Genomic DNA, 14,794 nt, shown 5'->3' with positions numbered 1-14,794 from the left:
CACTCCCGCCGGTACGCAGGCGCGAAGGGCGTAAAAGGCAGAACCTATGTCCGTCAGGATGGCCATTGCGAAACTTGCAGCCTTCGCGGCCGGCGGCGCCGTGATCGGTGGCGGGGCCGTCCACGTGGCCGAGGCACCCGCCAAGCGCGTCCAGTACGTCAAGCACGCCAAGGCTCCGGCCAAGGCAAAACGCAAGATCGTCCGCCAGGCCAAGCCGGCCCCGCGCCAGACCAAGCGTGCCCGCCGCGTCATCACCCGCACCTATACCTGCGCGCCGGGCGAACCGTCACCGCAGCTGGCCGTGGCCATGCCTTACCTGCCGCCGCTGCCGCCCCAGCCGATGCCCGAAGGTGGCGGCGGCGGGCAGACCGTGGTCATCGGCGGATCGAGCGGTCTGGGCGGCTTCGGTGGCGGCTTTTTCGGCGGCTTCTTCGGCGGAGGCGGCGGGTCGAGCGGCAGCGTCGTCATCACCTCGACCACCACGGGATCGACCTCCAGCTCCACGTCCAGCTCGGGCGGCTCGACCTCGACCACCACCGGCGGGGTGACTTCGAGCTCGACGACTTCGACCGGGGGCGTGACTTCCAGTTCGACGACCTCCACCGGCGGGGTCAGCACCTCGACCTCGACATCGACGTCATCAGGCAATGTAGCGTCGAGCACATCGACGTCGTCATCGACCTCGACCAGCTCGTCGAGCTCGACAAGTTCGTCGACCTCAACCAGCTCTGGCGGCGGTGACGGCGGGGAAGATCCGCCTCCGCCTCCCCCGCCCGAAACCTCGACCAGCAGCGGCACAGAGGTGCCCGAACCGCCGATGCTGGTGCTGTTCGGCGCGGCCGCCGCGGCGATGCTCGGTCGCCGGCGGCGCCGCAAGACCTAGCGGCGACCCAGGCCGGAACTTTCGCTTTGGCTAAGGCAGCCGGACTTAGGAGGCCAGCTTGCGCAGCACGTAGTGCAAGATGCCGCCGTTGTTGAAATACTCGATCTCGTTGGCGGTATCGATGCGGCACAGCGCGGTGAAGGTGAAGGTCGATCCGTCCTTGCGGGTGACTGCGACGGTCACGTCCTGACGCGGGGTCAGGCTGGCAACGCCCAGGATCGTAAAGGTGCAATCGCCGTCGAGGCCCAGGGTCTGCCGGGTCTGGCCGTCCTTGAACTGCAGCGGCAGCACGCCCATGCCGACAAGGTTCGAACGGTGGATGCGCTCGAAGCTTTCGACGATCACCGCGCGCACGCCCAAGAGGTTGGTGCCCTTGGCCGCCCAGTCACGCGACGATCCCGTGCCGTATTCCTTGCCCGCGACGACAACCATCGGCACGCCGTCGGCCTTGTTCTTCATCGCCACATCGTAAACCGGCAGTACCTCGTCGCCGTAGCGGCTCATGCCGCCTTCGATGCCGGGGACCATCTCGTTCTTGATGCGGATGTTGGCGAAGGTGCCGCGCATCATCACGTCGTGGTGGCCGCGGCGCGCGCCGTAGGAGTTGAAGTCGGCCTTGGCGACCTGGTGCTCCATCAGCCACTGGCCGGCGGGGCTGTCGGCCTTGATGTTGCCGGCCGGGCTGATGTGGTCGGTGGTGATGGAATCGCCCAGGATCAGCAGCGGCTTGGCATCGACGATGTCCAGCACCGGGGCCGGGGTCATGGTCATCCCTTCGAAGTAGGGCGGGTTGGCGACGTAGGTGCTGCCGGCGCGCCACTGGTAGGTTTCGCTGCCGGTCACGTCGATCGCCTGCCAGTGCTTGTCGCCCTTGTAGACGTCGGCATAGCGCGCCTGGAACATCTCGCGGGTGACGCACGAGGCCATGGTGCTGGCCACTTCGAGGTTGGTCGGCCAGATGTCCTTGAGGAACACGTCCTGGCCGTCCTTGCTCTTGCCGATCGGGGTCGCGACGAAATCGTCGATCACCGTGCCCTTGAGGGCGTAGGCGACGACCAACGGCGGGCTGGCGAGGAAGTTGGCGCGCACGTCGGGCGACACACGGCCTTCGAAGTTGCGGTTGCCCGAGATCACCGCGGCGGCGACCAGGCCGTTGTCGTTGATCGCCTTGGAGATCGGTTCGGCCAGCGGCCCCGAATTGCCGATGCAGGTGGTGCAGCCGTAGCCGACAAGGTTGAACCCGATGTTGTCGAGATGCTGCTGGAGGCCGGCCTTGACGAGGTAGTCGGTGACGACCTGCGATCCCGGAGCGAGCGACGTCTTGACCCACGGCTTGGGCTTGAGGCCCAGTTCGTCCGCCTTCTTGGCGACGAGGCCGGCGGCGACCAGCACGCTCGGGTTCGAGGTGTTGGTGCAGCTGGTGATGGCCGCGATCATCACGTCGCCATCGCCCACGTCGAAGTCCTTGCCTTCGACCGGAACGCGGGCGTTCACCTTCTTGTAGACCTCGGCCATGTCCTTGGCGAAGACGTCATCGACCTGGGTCAGGTCGACGCGGTCCTGCGGGCGCTTCGGACCGGCAAGGCTGGGGACGACGGTGCCCATGTCGAGTTCGAGAGTCGAGGAGAAGATCGGATCGGCAGCCGATGCGTCGATCCAGAAGCCCTGCTCCTTGGCATAGGCTTCGACCAGGGCGATCTGCGCTTCCTCGCGGCCGGTCAGGCGCATGTAGTCGAGCGTCTTGTCGTCGATGCCGAAGAAGCCGCAGGTCGCGCCGTATTCGGGCGCCATGTTGGCGAGCGTCGCCCGGTCGGCAAGGCTGAGCGAGGCAAGGCCCGGGCCGTAGTATTCGACGAAGCGGCCAACCACGCCGTGCTGGCGCAGCATGTTGGTGCAGGTCAGGACGAGGTCGGTGGCGGTGACGCCTTCCTTCAGTTCGCCAGTGAGCTTGAAGCCGACGACTTCGGGGATCAGCATCGAAACCGGTTGGCCAAGCATCGCCGCTTCAGCCTCGATCCCGCCGACGCCCCAGCCCAGCACGCCCAGACCGTTGATCATCGTGGTGTGGCTGTCGGTGCCGACGCAGGTGTCGGGATAGGCCACGGTCGCGCCGCTCTGGTCCTGGCTGGTCCACACCGCCTGGGCGATGTTTTCAAGGTTGACCTGGTGGCAGATTCCGGTGCCCGGGGGCACGGCGTAGAAATTGTTGAGGCTCTTCGATCCCCACTTGAGGAAGTCGTACCGTTCCATGTTGCGGTGGTATTCGATCTCGACGTTTTCCTCGAAGGCCTTGGGATGGCCGAATTCGTCGACCATGACCGAGTGGTCGATCACCAGGTTGACCGGGACCAGCGGGTTGATCTTGCTGGTGTCGCCGCCCAGCTTGGCGATCGCGTCGCGCATGGCGGCGAGGTCAACCACGCAGGGCACGCCGGTGAAGTCCTGCAGCAGCACGCGGGCCGGGCGGTACTGGATTTCCTCGCTCGATTCGCTGGGGTTCTTCTGCCAGTCGATCACCGCCTGCACGTGGTCGGTCGAAACGGTGAAGCCGCCGTCCTCGAAGCGAAGAAGGTTTTCGAGCAGGACCTTCATCGAGAAGGGCAGGCGGCTGACGTCGCCCAGCTTGGCCGCGGCCTTGCTCAGCGAATAATAGGCGTAGTCCTTGCCGCCGACGGTGAGCGTGCTGCGCGTGCCGAGCGTGTCCTGTCCGACCTGAGTCATCCCGCGTGTTCTCCTGTAGATGTGAAACCTGCGCGCCGAAGCGCCCTTTCGCAGCAGCAGCAGGTCGGTTGTCGGCGCCGCCGATGCGCGCGTTTCGTTTCGAGGTCAAGGGTGGCTGGCGCAATAATCCGTCAAAGTGCGGTCTGTTCGGTGTGCCCGCGCGCGGCGATCCAGCAACCGACCACGATCAGCACCGCGCCGGCCACGGTGGCCGGGGTCAGCGCCTCGCCAAACATCACCCAGCCGGTTACCGCCGCCCAGAGGAAGGCAGTGTATTCCATCGGCAGCAGCACCTGCGTTTCGGCGCGGGCATAGCCCCAGGCGATCAGCATCAGCGAGAGCATGGCGAGGACCGCCGACAGGGCAATCGCGCTCCACTGCGCCACAGGCAGCAGGTGCCCGAACCATGGCGCGAAGGGCAGCAGGGCAAGGCCAGTGAACACCGCCTGGAACAGCGCGATCTCCACCGGATCGGCGATCTGCGCCTGCTGGCGCTGCAGGATCAGGTTCCAGGCGTAGAGCGCGGCGGAGAAAAGGATTGCGGCGATGCCGAGGACCGCGTCGCGATCGTAACCACCTTCGCCCAGCCGCGCCGCGCAGATCACGATCACGCCCGAGAGGCCAAGGAGCGAGGCCAGCACGGCCCGGCGGGCCACCCATTCGCCCAGCAAGATCGCCGCGAGGTAGAGCGCGATGAGCGGCGCGATGAACGAAATGGCGATACCTTCGGCCAGCGGCAGCTTGGTGATGCCGTAGAAGAAGCTCACCGCCATGCCCGCCGTGTTCGCGCCGCGCAGTGCGTGCAGGCGCAGCAGCGCGGCCTGCGGCATGGTTCCGCCGCGCAGTTTCCAGGCCGGCGCCATCAGCACGACGCCCGCTGCCGAGCGCCACAGCATCGCGCTATAGGCGCCGATCGCCAGGCTGGCGCTTTTCATCAGCCCGTCCATCACGGAAAAGCTGGCGATCCCGGCGGCGACCGCCAGGAACGGCATCAGGTGATTGTGACGTTTGTGGCCGGCAGGCACGGCGGATCTCCCCTGCCGGAGCGGTAGGGGAGCCGTGCCGCCGGGGCAAGATCACAGCGTGCGGATGATGCCCGAGAAGTCGGCACCGCCGTTGCCGGACGCCGCAAAGGCTTCATAGAGTTCCTCGGCGCGCTGGCCCATCGGCACCTTGGCTCCGACCGAAGTGGCCGCCTCCATCGCAAGCTTCAGGTCCTTGAGCATCAGCGCCGCGGCGAACCCGCCCTGGTAATCGTTGTCGGCCGGGCTTTGCGGGCCGACGCCTGGGACAGGGCAATAGTAGGTCATCGACCAAGACTGGCCCGAGGCCTTTGACGAGATGTCGAAGAAAGTCTGTAGGTCGAGGCCGAGCTTGTCCGCCAGGGCGAACGCCTCGCAAGTGGCGATCATCGTCGCGCCCAGGATCATGTTGTTGCAGATCTTCGCGGCCTGGCCAGCGCCCGAGGCACCGGCGTGGATCACCGCCTTGCCCATCGCGGCCAGAATCGGCTCGGCGCGGGCAAAGGCTTCGGCCGTGCCGCCGACCATGAAGGTCAGCGTGCCGCCATTGGCCGCGGCGATCCCGCCCGAGACGGGCGCATCGACCATGGCATAACCAGCAGCTTCGGCCGCCGAGGCGACCTTGCGGGCGGTATCGACATCAATGGTTGAGCAATCGAGCAGCAGCGCGCCAGCTGGAGCCTGGCCGATCACATTGGCGGTGTAGAGGCTCTCCACGATCTTGCCGTTGGGCAGCATCGAGACCACGGCATCGACGCCCTGCACGGCCTCGGCCACGGTCGGGAAGACCGCGCAGCCATTGCCCGTGGCGCGCTCGGTCGCTTCGGCGCTGAGATCGAAGGCGTGGACTGTATGCCCGGCCTTGACCAGGTTCGCGGCCATCCCGCCGCCCATGTTGCCGAGGCCGATGAAGGCGATTTTCATAACACACCCAACTCCGAGAGAAATCCAAAGCCGCCAATGAAGATCATCACCGGGCCGAAAAGCGACATCATCACCAATTGGAAACGCTGAAGCCACCGATCGAAACCCGTCACTGGCAGAGGCTCAGCGCCAGTGACCTTCAAAATACCCGCCTCAAGAATGCTGATGTTGTCATCGTCGCGGCGCCGCCAGCCAAGAGCGGCAAGCCAAGTGAAGAGCGCACCAACTCCAAACAAGGCGAGTGCGACGATCACTTACCCTTCCACACCCCGGGGCGCTTCTCGATGAAGGCGCCCATGCCTTCGACCTTGTCCTCTGTCGCGGTGAGGACCTGGAAGATCCGGCGCTCCATGATCAGGCCCTGCTCCAGCGTCATCTCGTAGGCGGCGTTGACGGCTTCCTTGTTGGCGATGACGGCGAGCGGCGGCATGGCGGCAATCTCGGCGGCGAGCTTGACCGCCTCGTCGACCAGGTTGGCGAGCGGCACGACGCGCGAAACGAGGCCCGAACGCTCGGCTTCCTCGGCACCCATCATCCGCCCGGTCAGGCACATTTCCATCGCCTTGGACTTGCCGATGGCGCGGGTCAGCCGCTGGCTGCCGCCCATGCCGGGGCCGACGCCCAGCTTGATCTCGGGCTGGCCGAACTTGGCGTTTTCGCTCGCGATGATGATATCGGCCATCATCGCCAGCTCGCAGCCGCCGCCCAGGGCAAAGCCGTTGACCGCGGCGATCCACGGCTTGCGGGTGGTCTTGACCAGGTGGCTGGTCCAGCGGCTGAAGAAGTCCTGCGCAAAGAATTCGGCGGCTGGCTTCTCGAACATTTCCTTGATGTCGGCGCCGGCGGCAAAGGCCTTTTCGCCCGCGCCGGTGAGAACGGCGCAGCCCTGCGAGGCATCGGCTTCGAACTTGGCGAAGGCGTCGATCAGGTCTTCAAGAACCAGCGAATTGAGGGCGTTGAGCGCCTGCGGACGGTTGAGCGTGATCAGCGTGACCGCGCCGCGCTGTTCGACAAGGATATTTTCATAACTCATAGCGGTTTCCATTCCTCATCGGCGGGGAGGGGGGCGAAGATGCTGTCGATCAGCGCATCGCTCACGCCCTCGGGGGTGGCGGGGTCCCACTGGGGGGCATTGTCCTTGTCGACGATCACTGCGCGGACGCCCTCGGCAAAGTCGGGCAGGGTCAGGACGCGGCTGGCCACGCGGTATTCCATGGCCATGTTCGCGGCAAAGTCGGCGCATTTCAGGCTGTCGGCCAACTGGCGCAGCGCGACCTTGCAGGTCTGGGGCGATTTGGTGCGCAGGGTTGCGAGTTCCTTGGCCGCCCATTCGCTGTCGTCGGCTTCGAGGCCGGCGAGAATGTCCTCATAGCGGTCCGAGGCGAAGTGCCGGGCGATGGCCATGGCGTTGCCTTCGATCCGCGCCGGCGGCGGGGTCACGGCAAGGGCGGCGAGCACCTGCGCCGGATCGTGCCCGTGGGTCAGCCGCTCCTTGGCTTCGGCCAGCGCGTCGTGCGGCAGGTAATGGGTGGCAAGGCCGGCCCATTTGCACTCCGCGCCGTCGAAGCGCGCGCCGGTCAGCGCCAGGAACTGGCCGATCCGCCCCGGCAGCCGCGACAGGTACCAGCCGCCGCCGACGTCGGGGAACAGGCCGATCCCGGTTTCGGGCATGGCATAGCGGGTGTTCTCGGTCGCGACGTGGAACTTGGCGGGCTGGGAGATCCCGACCCCGCCGCCCATCGTGATCCCGTCCATGAAGGCGACCACCGGCTTGGGGTAGGTGAAGATCAGGTGGTTGAGCTGGTATTCGTCGTGGAAGAACTTGCGGCCCGACACACCATCATCGTTCAGGGCCGAATTGCGCAGGAAGGCGATATCGCCGCCCGAACAGAAACCGCGACCCTCGGCATGGTCGATGATCACGACCTGCACCGCCGGATCGTCCCGCCATTCGAGCAGTGCCGCCGTCATGGCGTGGACCATGTCGAGCGTCAGGGCGTGGATCGCCTTGGGCCGATTGAGCGACAGGAACCCGGCGGCGCCGTCGCGGCGGATCAGGACCTCGTCAGTCATTGGCGCAGCAGGTCCCGGCCGACGATCATGCGCATCACCTGGTTGGTCCCTTCAAGAATCGAATGGACGCGCAGGTCGCGCCAGAAGCGCTCGATAGGATAGTCGCGCAGATAGCCGTAGCCGCCGAACAATTGCAGCGCATCGTTGACGATCTTCGATCCGCTGTCGGTCGCCAGCCGCTTGGCCATGGCGGAAAACCGGCTCTTGTCGGGCGCGCCTTCGCTGACCTTGCAGGCGGCAAGGTAGAGGAGCGCGCGCGCGGCCTCGAGATCGGTCGCCATGTCGGCCAGCATGAACTGGGTGTTCTGGAAGTCCGAGATCGGCTGGCCGAACTGCTGGCGGTCCTTGGTATAGGCGATCGCCTCGTCGAGGCAGCGCTGCGCCCCGCCGAGCGAGCAGGCCCCGATGTTGAGCCGGCCGCCGTCGAGCCCCGCCATGGCGAAGCGGAAGCCCTCGCCTTCGGCGCCGACGCGGTTGGCCACCGGCACGCGGCAGTCCTCGAAAATCACCTGCGCGGTCGGACTGGCGTTCCAGCCGAGTTTCCTTTCGGGCGCGCCGAACGACAGGCCGGGCGTGTCCTTTTCGATGACGAGGCAGGTGATCCCGCCCGACTTGTGCTCGCCGGTACGGACCATGGCGACGTAGATGTCGTTGTAACCCGCGCCCGAGATGAACTGCTTGGTGCCGTTGAGGACATAGTGGTCGCCGTCGATCCGGGCGCTGGCCTTGAGCGCGGCGGCATCGCTGCCCGAACCCGGTTCGGTCAGGCAGTAGCTGGCGATCTTGTCCATGCTGACCAGATCGGCAAGGAACCGCGCCTTCAGTTCCGCCGAACCGAAGCTGTCGATCATCCAGGCGGCCATGTTGTGGATCGAGATGTAGGCGCTGGTCGCCGGGCAGCCATAGGCCATGGCTTCCATGATGAGCGCCGCATCCAGCCGGCCCAGCCCGATGCCGCCCGATTCCTCGGACACGTAGATCGCGCCGAAGCCCAGTTCGCCGGCGGCCTTCCAAACCTCGACCGGATAGTGGCTCTTCTCGTCCCACTCGGCGGCAAACGGCGTGATGCGGTCGGCGGTGAACTTGCGCGCCATGTCCTGGATCGCAAGCTGGTCTTCGGTCAGCGCAAACTGGTTATGCATTTCTCTATCGTTCCCCCCGGCGGCGATCAGCTGCAGGCGACGCTGGCGATCGTCATAGCGTCGTCATAGCCGACGGTCAGCCGTCCGTACTTGAATTCCATCGTTACCATTGTCCGGGGCGGAACCCAGCGGATTTCGGCGGCGTTCGTCGCCCGCAACATCGCGGCGCCCGTCTGGGTGCTGGCGGTTTGGCCGATGAAGGCCTGTCCCGGCGCGGCCTGGCAGTGGTTGACCTGGCTCGTCGGTCCGGGCGCAGCATCGCTGGCGGTCGTGGCACAGGCCGACAGCGCGGGAACGGCGGCAAGGACCAGAATGATGCCGGCAGTCCTGGCAGTCATCGACGTCTCTCCTTCCTCACTTGCAACGCGCGTAGGTGCGCGCACCCGGCACGGCATCGCTGCCGAACTCTTCCATCACCAGCTGGTTCGCGGCGGGCCGCACTTCCAGCAGGGCGTCGCGGTTCCATTGCATGCCTTCGCCCTCGTAGGCGAGCGTGGCGCGAAGCCGGGTGGCACTGCTTTCCTTGACCGTGCGGATCGTGGCAACCGATTCGTAGAAGCGGATATCCTTAGCGCCGATGGTGAGAAGCGTGCGGGTGTCGCCGGGCCGGGCGGTGCAATCCGCCGCGGTCAGGCCCCAGCGCCCCTGCATCGCTGCCGGGAAGTTGGTGCCAGCCGGCGGCGTGGCCGGGCTGCTTGGCGTCGGCGAAGGGGATGGCGATCCGGTTTCGATCGGCGAAGAAGAGGCATCCGACGAACCGGTCGCCTCGTCGGACGGGGCCGGCACCGGCGCCGTGCTGTCACAGGCGGACAGGGCAGCCAGCGCTATGAGTGCGGCGGGCAAGGCGATCTTGGGCATCGGGCTCTCCATCGGATGCAGCTGATATTCGACACGAAACGTGCGATCTTCAGCAGCAGTTCCCCCTCATCCCATGGTCGGGATGACGAAAGCGTTCGATCCGTCGCCGCCGCCGTCGGGCCAGCGCGCGGTGACCTTCTTGGCCTTGGTCCAGAACTTGAGCCCCTCCATGCCGTACTGGTCGGTGTCGCCGAAGCCCGAACGCTTCCAGCCGCCGAAGCTGTGGTAGGCGACCGGCACCGGGATCGGCACGTTGATGCCGACCATGCCGACATTGACGCGGGCGGCAAACTCGCGGGCGGCGTGGCCGTTGCGGGTGAAGATCGCCACGCCGTTGCCGTACTGATGCTTGCTCGGCAGCGCGAGCGCTTCCTCGAAATCCTTGGCCCGGACCATCTGCAGCACGGGGCCGAAGATCTCGTTCTGGTAGCTGGTCATCTCGGGCGTGACGCGGTCGAGCAGGGTCGGGCCGACGAAGTAACCGTCCTCGTGCCCCTGCAGGCTGAAGCCGCGGCCGTCGATCACCAGTTCGCTGCCTTCGTCGACCGCGGTCTGGATCCAGCGCTCGATGCTCGCCTTGTGCTGGGCCGTGACGACCGGGCCGTACTGCGCCTCGGGATCGCTCGATATGCCAATCTTCAGCGCGTGGATCGCCGGGATCAGCTTGGCCTTGAGGCGTTCGGCCGTATCCTCGCCCACCGGCACCACGACGGGCAGCGCCATGCAGCGTTCGCCTGCCGAACCGAAGGCCGCGCCGCACAAGTCGTTGACCACCATGTCGAGATCGGCGTCGGGCATGACGATGCCGTGGTTCTTGGCCCCGCCCATCGCCTGGACGCGCTTGCCCGCCGCGACTCCGCGCGAATAGACGTACTGCGCGATGTCCGACGAACCGACGAAGCTGACCGCGCCGATCGCCGGGTGATCGAGGATCAGGTCGACCATTTCCTTGTCGCCGTGGACCACCTGGAACACACCCTCGGGCAGGCCCGCCTCGACGAACAGTTCTGCTATCCTCACCGGAACCGAGGGATCGCGTTCGCTGGGCTTGAGGATGAAGGCGTTGCCCACCGATACCGCCATGGCGCCCATCCACAGAGGGATCATCGCCGGGAAGTTGAACGGGGTGATGCCGGCGCCGATGCCGATCGGCTGGCGCATCGAATAGACGTCAATGCCGGGGCCGGCGCCCTGGGTGTATTCGCCCTTAAGCACGTGGGGCAGGCCGCAGCAGAACTCCACCACCTCGAGCCCGCGCTGGATGTCGCCCTTCGAATCGGCAATCACCTTGCCGTGTTCGGCCGAAAGTAGCGCGGCCAGTTCGTCCATGTCGCGTTCGATCAGAGCCTTGAACTGGAACATCACGCGGGCGCGGCGCTGCGGGTTCCAGGCGGCCCAGCCGGGCTGCGCAGCCTGGGCGGCGGCGACCGCGCGGTCGAGCGCGTCGGCGCTGCCGAGAACGACCTCGGCCTGCTGTCCGCCGTTGTTGGGGTCCATCACCGGGGCCTTCCGCGCCTGCGCCAGGCCGCCCGTGCCGCCGACAATGTGATGATCGATCGTGCGCATGCCAGTATCCTCTCGAGTCCTGTCTTGGCAAAGGCCCTGCACCCTGCGCGCGATGCAGACAAGTCGCAATTTTGCGGCTATGACCTGCAATCATGCAGGCACGTGACTGGAGTGACTATCAGGCCTTCCTCGCCATCGCGCGGGCCGGGCAACTGGCCAAGGCCGCGCAGGCCCTGGGCGTCGATGCGACGACCATGGGCCGCCGCCTGCGCCGGCTCGAGGCGCGGCTCGGCGCGACACTGTTCGAACAGAGCCGCGAGGGCCAGGTCCCGACCGAGGCGGGCGAAGCCCTGCTGGTCCAGGTCGAAGCCATGGCCCGCGCCGCTGCGGCGATCGGCGAAGGCGGCGGCACGGCGGCACTGGCGGGAGCCGTGCGGATCAGCGTACCCGAGGGGCTGGGCGGCTGGTTCCTCCCGCCCCGCGTTCCGGCTTTTGCCCAGGCCTACCCGTACCTGACGCTCGATCTTGTCGCCAACAGCGGCCTCCTCAGCCTGACCAAGCGAGAGGCCGACGTTGCCGTCACCCTGTCGCGGCCCAAGGCTGGCCCGGTGATCGCGCGCAAGCTGGCGGACTATGCCCTCCGTCTCTACGCCAGTCCGGCCTACCTTGCCCAACGCGGCCAGCCCCGCCGCGCGGTGGACCTGGCGCTGGGGCACCGGCTGATCGGCTATATTCCCGACCTGCTCTACGATCCGGCGCTGAACTACCTGGGAGAGATCCATCCCGGGCTGGAGGTGCGGCTGCGGTCTTCGAGCATCAACGCCCAGCACCGGCTGATTGCGGCCGGGGCCGGGATCGGCGTGCTGCCCTGCTTCATCGGCGATGCCGACGGCTCGCTCGTCACCGTCCTGCCCGAGCGGCGCATCACCCGCAGCTTCTGGCTGGTCACGCACAAGGACACCCACAACCTGGCGCGGGTCCGCGCCGCGCGCGACTGGCTGGGCGATGCGGTGCAGCAGGGCCGCGATGTGCTGCTGCCGGGGACCTGACCCAAGGGACGTTGGCCCGGGCTGCGCGCGTGGTATATCGTTGCGGGATGGATGGCCCGACCGAAACACCCGAACCCGGCACTGGTCCACGGGGCGGCGACCTTGTGCGCCGGCACGGCTGGCCGACGCGTGTCTGGCACTGGATCAATCTCGCCGCGGTGACCGTCATGCTGATGAGCGGGCTGATGATCTTCAACGCCCACCCGAGGCTGTACTGGGGCGAATACGGCTCGAACGCGCGCGAATACAGCGATCCGGCCTGGCTCGACTTGACGGGGCTGAGCGGGCGCACGGCCTTTCCCGGCTGGGCGACGATCCCGACCGATTACAGTCTGGCCGATGCGCGGCTGTGGCATCTGGCCTTTGCCTGGGTACTGGCGCTGGCTTTCACCGCCTACCTGTTGTGGCTGCTGATCGGCGGCCGCGCGCGGCGCGACCTGACGCCCAGCCGGTCCGAATTGGCCCCGGGCCACCTGCTGTCCGACATCGCCCAGCACGCCCGGCTCCGTTTCCCCAAGGGAGCGGCGGCGCTGCGCTACAACGTCCTGCAGAAGCTGGCCTACTTTGCTGTCCTGTTCGTACTCCTGCCGGGGGTGATAATGACCGGCCTGACCATGTCGCCCGGCCTCAACGCCGCGTGGCCGCTGCTGCTCGACCTGTTCGGCGGGCGGCAATCGGCCCGCTCGCTGCACTTCCTGTTCGCGGGCGGCCTCGTCGTCTTCTTCGTCGTTCACGTGGCTATGGTGGTGCTGGCGGGGCCGTTCAACGAGGTGCGTTCTATGATCACCGGCTGGTACCGGCTGCCGCGCGAACGGGGCGAGGAGGCATGAGGGACGACAGCGGACTCTCGCGTCGCCGCCTGCTCGGCCTTGCCGCGGCCGGCACTGGCGGGTTGCTCCTCGGCGGGTGCGACCAGCTCAATCGGTCACCGGGCTTCCGCAGCCTTCTCGAAGGGGCGGAAGGGCTCACAATGCGCAGCCAGCGCCTGCTGATGGGCGATGCCCTGGCGCGCGAATACGGTGCGGCGGACATCTCCCCGGCGTTCAAGGCCAACGGCAGCCTGGGCGTGACCGACGCGGCCTATCGCGCGCATCTGGCCCAGGGTTTTGCAGGCTGGGCGCTGAGGGTCGACGGGCTGGTACGACAGCCGCTCCTGCTGCCGCTGGCCGCGCTGAAGGGCTTGCCGCAACGCACCCAGATCACCCGGCACGACTGTGTCGAAGGGTGGAGCGCGATCGGCAAGTGGCAGGGGCCGCAGCTGGCCGCCGTGCTGGCCCGCGCCGGACTTCTGCCAGAAGCGCGCTATGCCGTGTTCCACTGCGCCGACGTGCTGGGCGGCGCGCCCTATTACGAATCGATCGACCTCATCGATGCCTTCCATCCGCAGACGATCCTGGCCTGGCGGATGAACGACGCCCCCCTGACCGAGCGCCACGGCGCGCCCCTGCGGCTGCGTGTCGAACGCCAGCTTGGCTACAAACACGCCAAGTTCGTCATGCGGATCGAACTGCGCGCCGCGCTGGCCGGGCTCTACAAAGGCAATGGCGGCTTCTGGGAGGATCGCAGCGGCTATGCCTGGTACGCCGGGATCTGATCAGCACCACGGCCGGCGCGCGCCGCCAGCATAGGGCCGGGCGAAGCCGCCGTCGATCATCTCCTGCGCCAGGCTCTGCAGCGAATTGTCGGAGCGCACCCGGACCAGATTGAACAGTTCACGGGAATATTCGTCCACTTCGCCCGTGCCGGTGAGGAAGAACGGGCCCTGGTTGGCCAGCGCCACCAGCCGGTCGCGCGCGGCAAGGCCCTTGGCGGCTTCCTCGACGCAGCGCGGCGGAGAGATCTCGGGCGCGTCGATCCCGATCACGCGGATGGTGCGGGCGCCGACCTTGATCGTGTCGCCATCGATCACGCAGGTTTGCGCCGGCCCCGCGCCGCAAGCGGTGACCGGCGGATCTATGCGCTGGCTGCGGGCATCGGGTGCCGTCGCCCGTTGGGGCAGTGCCGACCAGTAGGTCCAGGCCAGGATCGCAACGAACAGGATCGGCAGGATCCACAGCTGCAGCCGCTTCTTCAGCGGTTTGCCCGGCTTCGCTCCCCGCCATGCATTGGTCGGCAGGACGTGGCCGTAATCATCGGGTTTGGTCCAGGTCTTGCGCTTCTTGCGGCGGAAGGGAATGAGATCGCCCATCGCCCTATCTATGGCGGGATCACTCGCGCGCGGCAAGCCGCACGCACCAGTCCGACCGGCGTCCGCGCCACGGTTCGGCGAGTCCTTCGGCGACGAGCTGCGCGCCGAGCGAACGGCCCTCTCGCCGCGCCACCCGCAGCAAGCGGCCGTAGCGGTCGGTCGCGCGGCCCTCGACCGACAAGGCAAAACCGCCGCCCAGAAGCTGTGCCAGACGCGCCTTGGCCCGTTCGCCCAGCGCGCGTTCGGCGGCGCAGGCGGCCTGGTGCGTTTCGGGCGCGTTGATATCGGCCAGGCGGATCTTCTCGCCTGCCAGCCAGAAGGTGTCGCCATCGACGACGCAGGTGTCGCGCGGGGCACTGGTGCAGAGGGCGAAGGCCGCGACGGCACCGGTGATGGTCTCCATCCCCGCGACCTCGCGCAGGGACGGG

At 67.1% G+C, this 14,794-nt stretch carries 16 protein-coding genes; 4 read left to right on the top strand and 12 right to left on the bottom strand.

Annotated features, from left to right (window positions below; all coding sequences use genetic code 11):
- Positions 1-46 precede the first annotated feature (46 nt).
- A complete protein-coding gene (locus B0I00_RS12055; RefSeq protein ID WP_100867614.1) occupies positions 47-883 on the top strand; it encodes a PEP-CTERM sorting domain-containing protein in 837 nt (278 codons plus the stop codon).
- Between the two features lie 45 nt (positions 884-928).
- Here the strand turns inward: B0I00_RS12055 and acnA are convergent, their stop codons facing one another.
- The 10 genes from acnA to B0I00_RS12000 form a co-directional block, all read right to left on the bottom strand.
- A complete protein-coding gene (gene acnA / locus B0I00_RS12050; RefSeq protein ID WP_100867613.1) occupies positions 929-3,604 on the bottom strand; it encodes an aconitate hydratase AcnA in 2,676 nt (891 codons plus the stop codon).
- Positions 3,605-3,735: 131 nt separating this feature from the next.
- Positions 3,736-4,629, bottom strand: coding sequence for a DMT family transporter (locus tag B0I00_RS12045; protein ID WP_332870773.1), 894 nt, complete (start codon positions 4,627-4,629; stop codon positions 3,736-3,738).
- A gap of 51 nt (positions 4,630-4,680) precedes the next feature.
- Positions 4,681-5,550 carry a 3-hydroxyisobutyrate dehydrogenase gene (gene mmsB / locus B0I00_RS12040; protein ID WP_100867611.1) on the bottom strand — a complete coding sequence of 290 codons (870 nt, stop codon included), beginning with the start codon at positions 5,548-5,550 and terminating at the stop codon, positions 4,681-4,683.
- Positions 5,547-5,804, bottom strand: coding sequence for a hypothetical protein (locus B0I00_RS12035; protein ID WP_100867610.1), 258 nt, complete (start codon positions 5,802-5,804; stop codon positions 5,547-5,549). The genes mmsB and B0I00_RS12035 overlap by 4 nt, the downstream gene beginning before the upstream one ends.
- A complete protein-coding gene (locus B0I00_RS12030; protein ID WP_100867609.1) occupies positions 5,801-6,583 on the bottom strand; it encodes an enoyl-CoA hydratase-related protein in 783 nt (260 codons plus the stop codon). The genes B0I00_RS12035 and B0I00_RS12030 overlap by 4 nt, the downstream gene beginning before the upstream one ends.
- Complete coding sequence (locus B0I00_RS12025) at positions 6,580-7,623, bottom strand: enoyl-CoA hydratase/isomerase family protein (protein WP_100867608.1); 1,044 nt, start codon at positions 7,621-7,623, stop codon at positions 6,580-6,582. The genes B0I00_RS12030 and B0I00_RS12025 overlap by 4 nt, the downstream gene beginning before the upstream one ends.
- Positions 7,620-8,765 carry an acyl-CoA dehydrogenase family protein gene (locus B0I00_RS12020; RefSeq protein ID WP_100867607.1) on the bottom strand — a complete coding sequence of 382 codons (1,146 nt, stop codon included), beginning with the start codon at positions 8,763-8,765 and terminating at the stop codon, positions 7,620-7,622. Before B0I00_RS12020 ends, B0I00_RS12025 begins: the two co-directional genes overlap by 4 nt.
- Positions 8,766-8,791: 26 nt before the next feature.
- Positions 8,792-9,103 (bottom strand): I78 family peptidase inhibitor, encoded by a 312-nt coding sequence (locus B0I00_RS12015; protein ID WP_100867606.1) that lies wholly within the window; start codon positions 9,101-9,103, stop codon positions 8,792-8,794.
- A gap of 16 nt (positions 9,104-9,119) precedes the next feature.
- The gene (locus B0I00_RS17065; RefSeq protein ID WP_157812552.1) at positions 9,120-9,623 is read right to left on the bottom strand and encodes a hypothetical protein; all 504 of its coding nucleotides are present in this window, start codon (positions 9,621-9,623) and stop codon (positions 9,120-9,122) included.
- 66 nt (positions 9,624-9,689) lie between these two features.
- Complete coding sequence (locus B0I00_RS12000) at positions 9,690-11,189, bottom strand: CoA-acylating methylmalonate-semialdehyde dehydrogenase (protein ID WP_100867603.1); 1,500 nt, start codon at positions 11,187-11,189, stop codon at positions 9,690-9,692.
- A gap of 92 nt (positions 11,190-11,281) precedes the next feature.
- Between B0I00_RS12000 and B0I00_RS11995 the strand changes: the two genes are divergently transcribed.
- The 3 genes from B0I00_RS11995 to B0I00_RS11985 are packed head-to-tail and all read left to right on the top strand — an operon-like array spanning position 11,282 to position 13,772.
- Positions 11,282-12,178 carry a LysR family transcriptional regulator gene (locus B0I00_RS11995; RefSeq protein WP_100867602.1) on the top strand — a complete coding sequence of 299 codons (897 nt, stop codon included), beginning with the start codon at positions 11,282-11,284 and terminating at the stop codon, positions 12,176-12,178.
- Positions 12,179-12,225: 47 nt separating this feature from the next.
- Entirely contained in the window at positions 12,226-13,008 is a 783-nt protein-coding gene (locus tag B0I00_RS11990) for a cytochrome b/b6 domain-containing protein (RefSeq protein ID WP_100867601.1), read from the top strand.
- Positions 13,005-13,772 (top strand): molybdopterin-dependent oxidoreductase, encoded by a 768-nt coding sequence (locus B0I00_RS11985; RefSeq protein WP_100867600.1) that lies wholly within the window; start codon positions 13,005-13,007, stop codon positions 13,770-13,772. The genes B0I00_RS11990 and B0I00_RS11985 overlap by 4 nt, the downstream gene beginning before the upstream one ends.
- Here B0I00_RS11985 and B0I00_RS11980 read toward each other — a convergent pair whose 3' ends face one another.
- Complete coding sequence (locus B0I00_RS11980) at positions 13,773-14,366, bottom strand: thermonuclease family protein (protein WP_100867599.1); 594 nt, start codon at positions 14,364-14,366, stop codon at positions 13,773-13,775.
- 19 nt (positions 14,367-14,385) lie between these two features.
- Positions 14,386-14,769 carry a thermonuclease family protein gene (locus tag B0I00_RS11975; RefSeq protein ID WP_100867598.1) on the bottom strand — a complete coding sequence of 128 codons (384 nt, stop codon included), beginning with the start codon at positions 14,767-14,769 and terminating at the stop codon, positions 14,386-14,388.
- Positions 14,770-14,794 lie beyond the last annotated feature (25 nt).

The organism is Novosphingobium kunmingense (genome assembly GCF_002813245.1).
Lineage (GTDB): Bacteria > Pseudomonadota > Alphaproteobacteria > Sphingomonadales > Sphingomonadaceae > Novosphingobium > Novosphingobium kunmingense.
This window is presented reverse-complemented; position numbering and strand designations above follow the sequence as displayed.

Excerpts from the sequence above, each read along its gene's own strand:
- B0I00_RS11990 (WP_100867601.1), top strand. The coding sequence starts at position 12,226 with ATGGATGGCCCGACCGAAACACCCGAACCCGGCACTGGTCCACGGGGC.
- B0I00_RS17065 (WP_157812552.1), bottom strand. The coding sequence starts at position 9,623 with ATGCCCAAGATCGCCTTGCCCGCCGCACTCATAGCGCTGGCTGCCCTG.
- acnA (WP_100867613.1), bottom strand. The coding sequence starts at position 3,604 with ATGACTCAGGTCGGACAGGACACGCTCGGCACGCGCAGCACGCTCACC.
- B0I00_RS11995 (WP_100867602.1), top strand. The coding sequence starts at position 11,282 with ATGCAGGCACGTGACTGGAGTGACTATCAGGCCTTCCTCGCCATCGCG.
- B0I00_RS12055 (WP_100867614.1), top strand. The coding sequence starts at position 47 with ATGTCCGTCAGGATGGCCATTGCGAAACTTGCAGCCTTCGCGGCCGGC.
- B0I00_RS12020 (WP_100867607.1), bottom strand. The coding sequence starts at position 8,765 with ATGCATAACCAGTTTGCGCTGACCGAAGACCAGCTTGCGATCCAGGAC.
- B0I00_RS12015 (WP_100867606.1), bottom strand. The coding sequence starts at position 9,103 with ATGACTGCCAGGACTGCCGGCATCATTCTGGTCCTTGCCGCCGTTCCC.
- B0I00_RS11975 (WP_100867598.1), bottom strand. The coding sequence starts at position 14,769 with ATGGAGACCATCACCGGTGCCGTCGCGGCCTTCGCCCTCTGCACCAGT.
- B0I00_RS11980 (WP_100867599.1), bottom strand. The coding sequence starts at position 14,366 with ATGGGCGATCTCATTCCCTTCCGCCGCAAGAAGCGCAAGACCTGGACC.
- B0I00_RS11985 (WP_100867600.1), top strand. The coding sequence starts at position 13,005 with ATGAGGGACGACAGCGGACTCTCGCGTCGCCGCCTGCTCGGCCTTGCC.
- B0I00_RS12000 (WP_100867603.1), bottom strand. The coding sequence starts at position 11,189 with ATGCGCACGATCGATCATCACATTGTCGGCGGCACGGGCGGCCTGGCG.
- B0I00_RS12025 (WP_100867608.1), bottom strand. The coding sequence starts at position 7,623 with ATGACTGACGAGGTCCTGATCCGCCGCGACGGCGCCGCCGGGTTCCTG.
- mmsB (WP_100867611.1), bottom strand. The coding sequence starts at position 5,550 with ATGAAAATCGCCTTCATCGGCCTCGGCAACATGGGCGGCGGGATGGCC.
- B0I00_RS12030 (WP_100867609.1), bottom strand. The coding sequence starts at position 6,583 with ATGAGTTATGAAAATATCCTTGTCGAACAGCGCGGCGCGGTCACGCTG.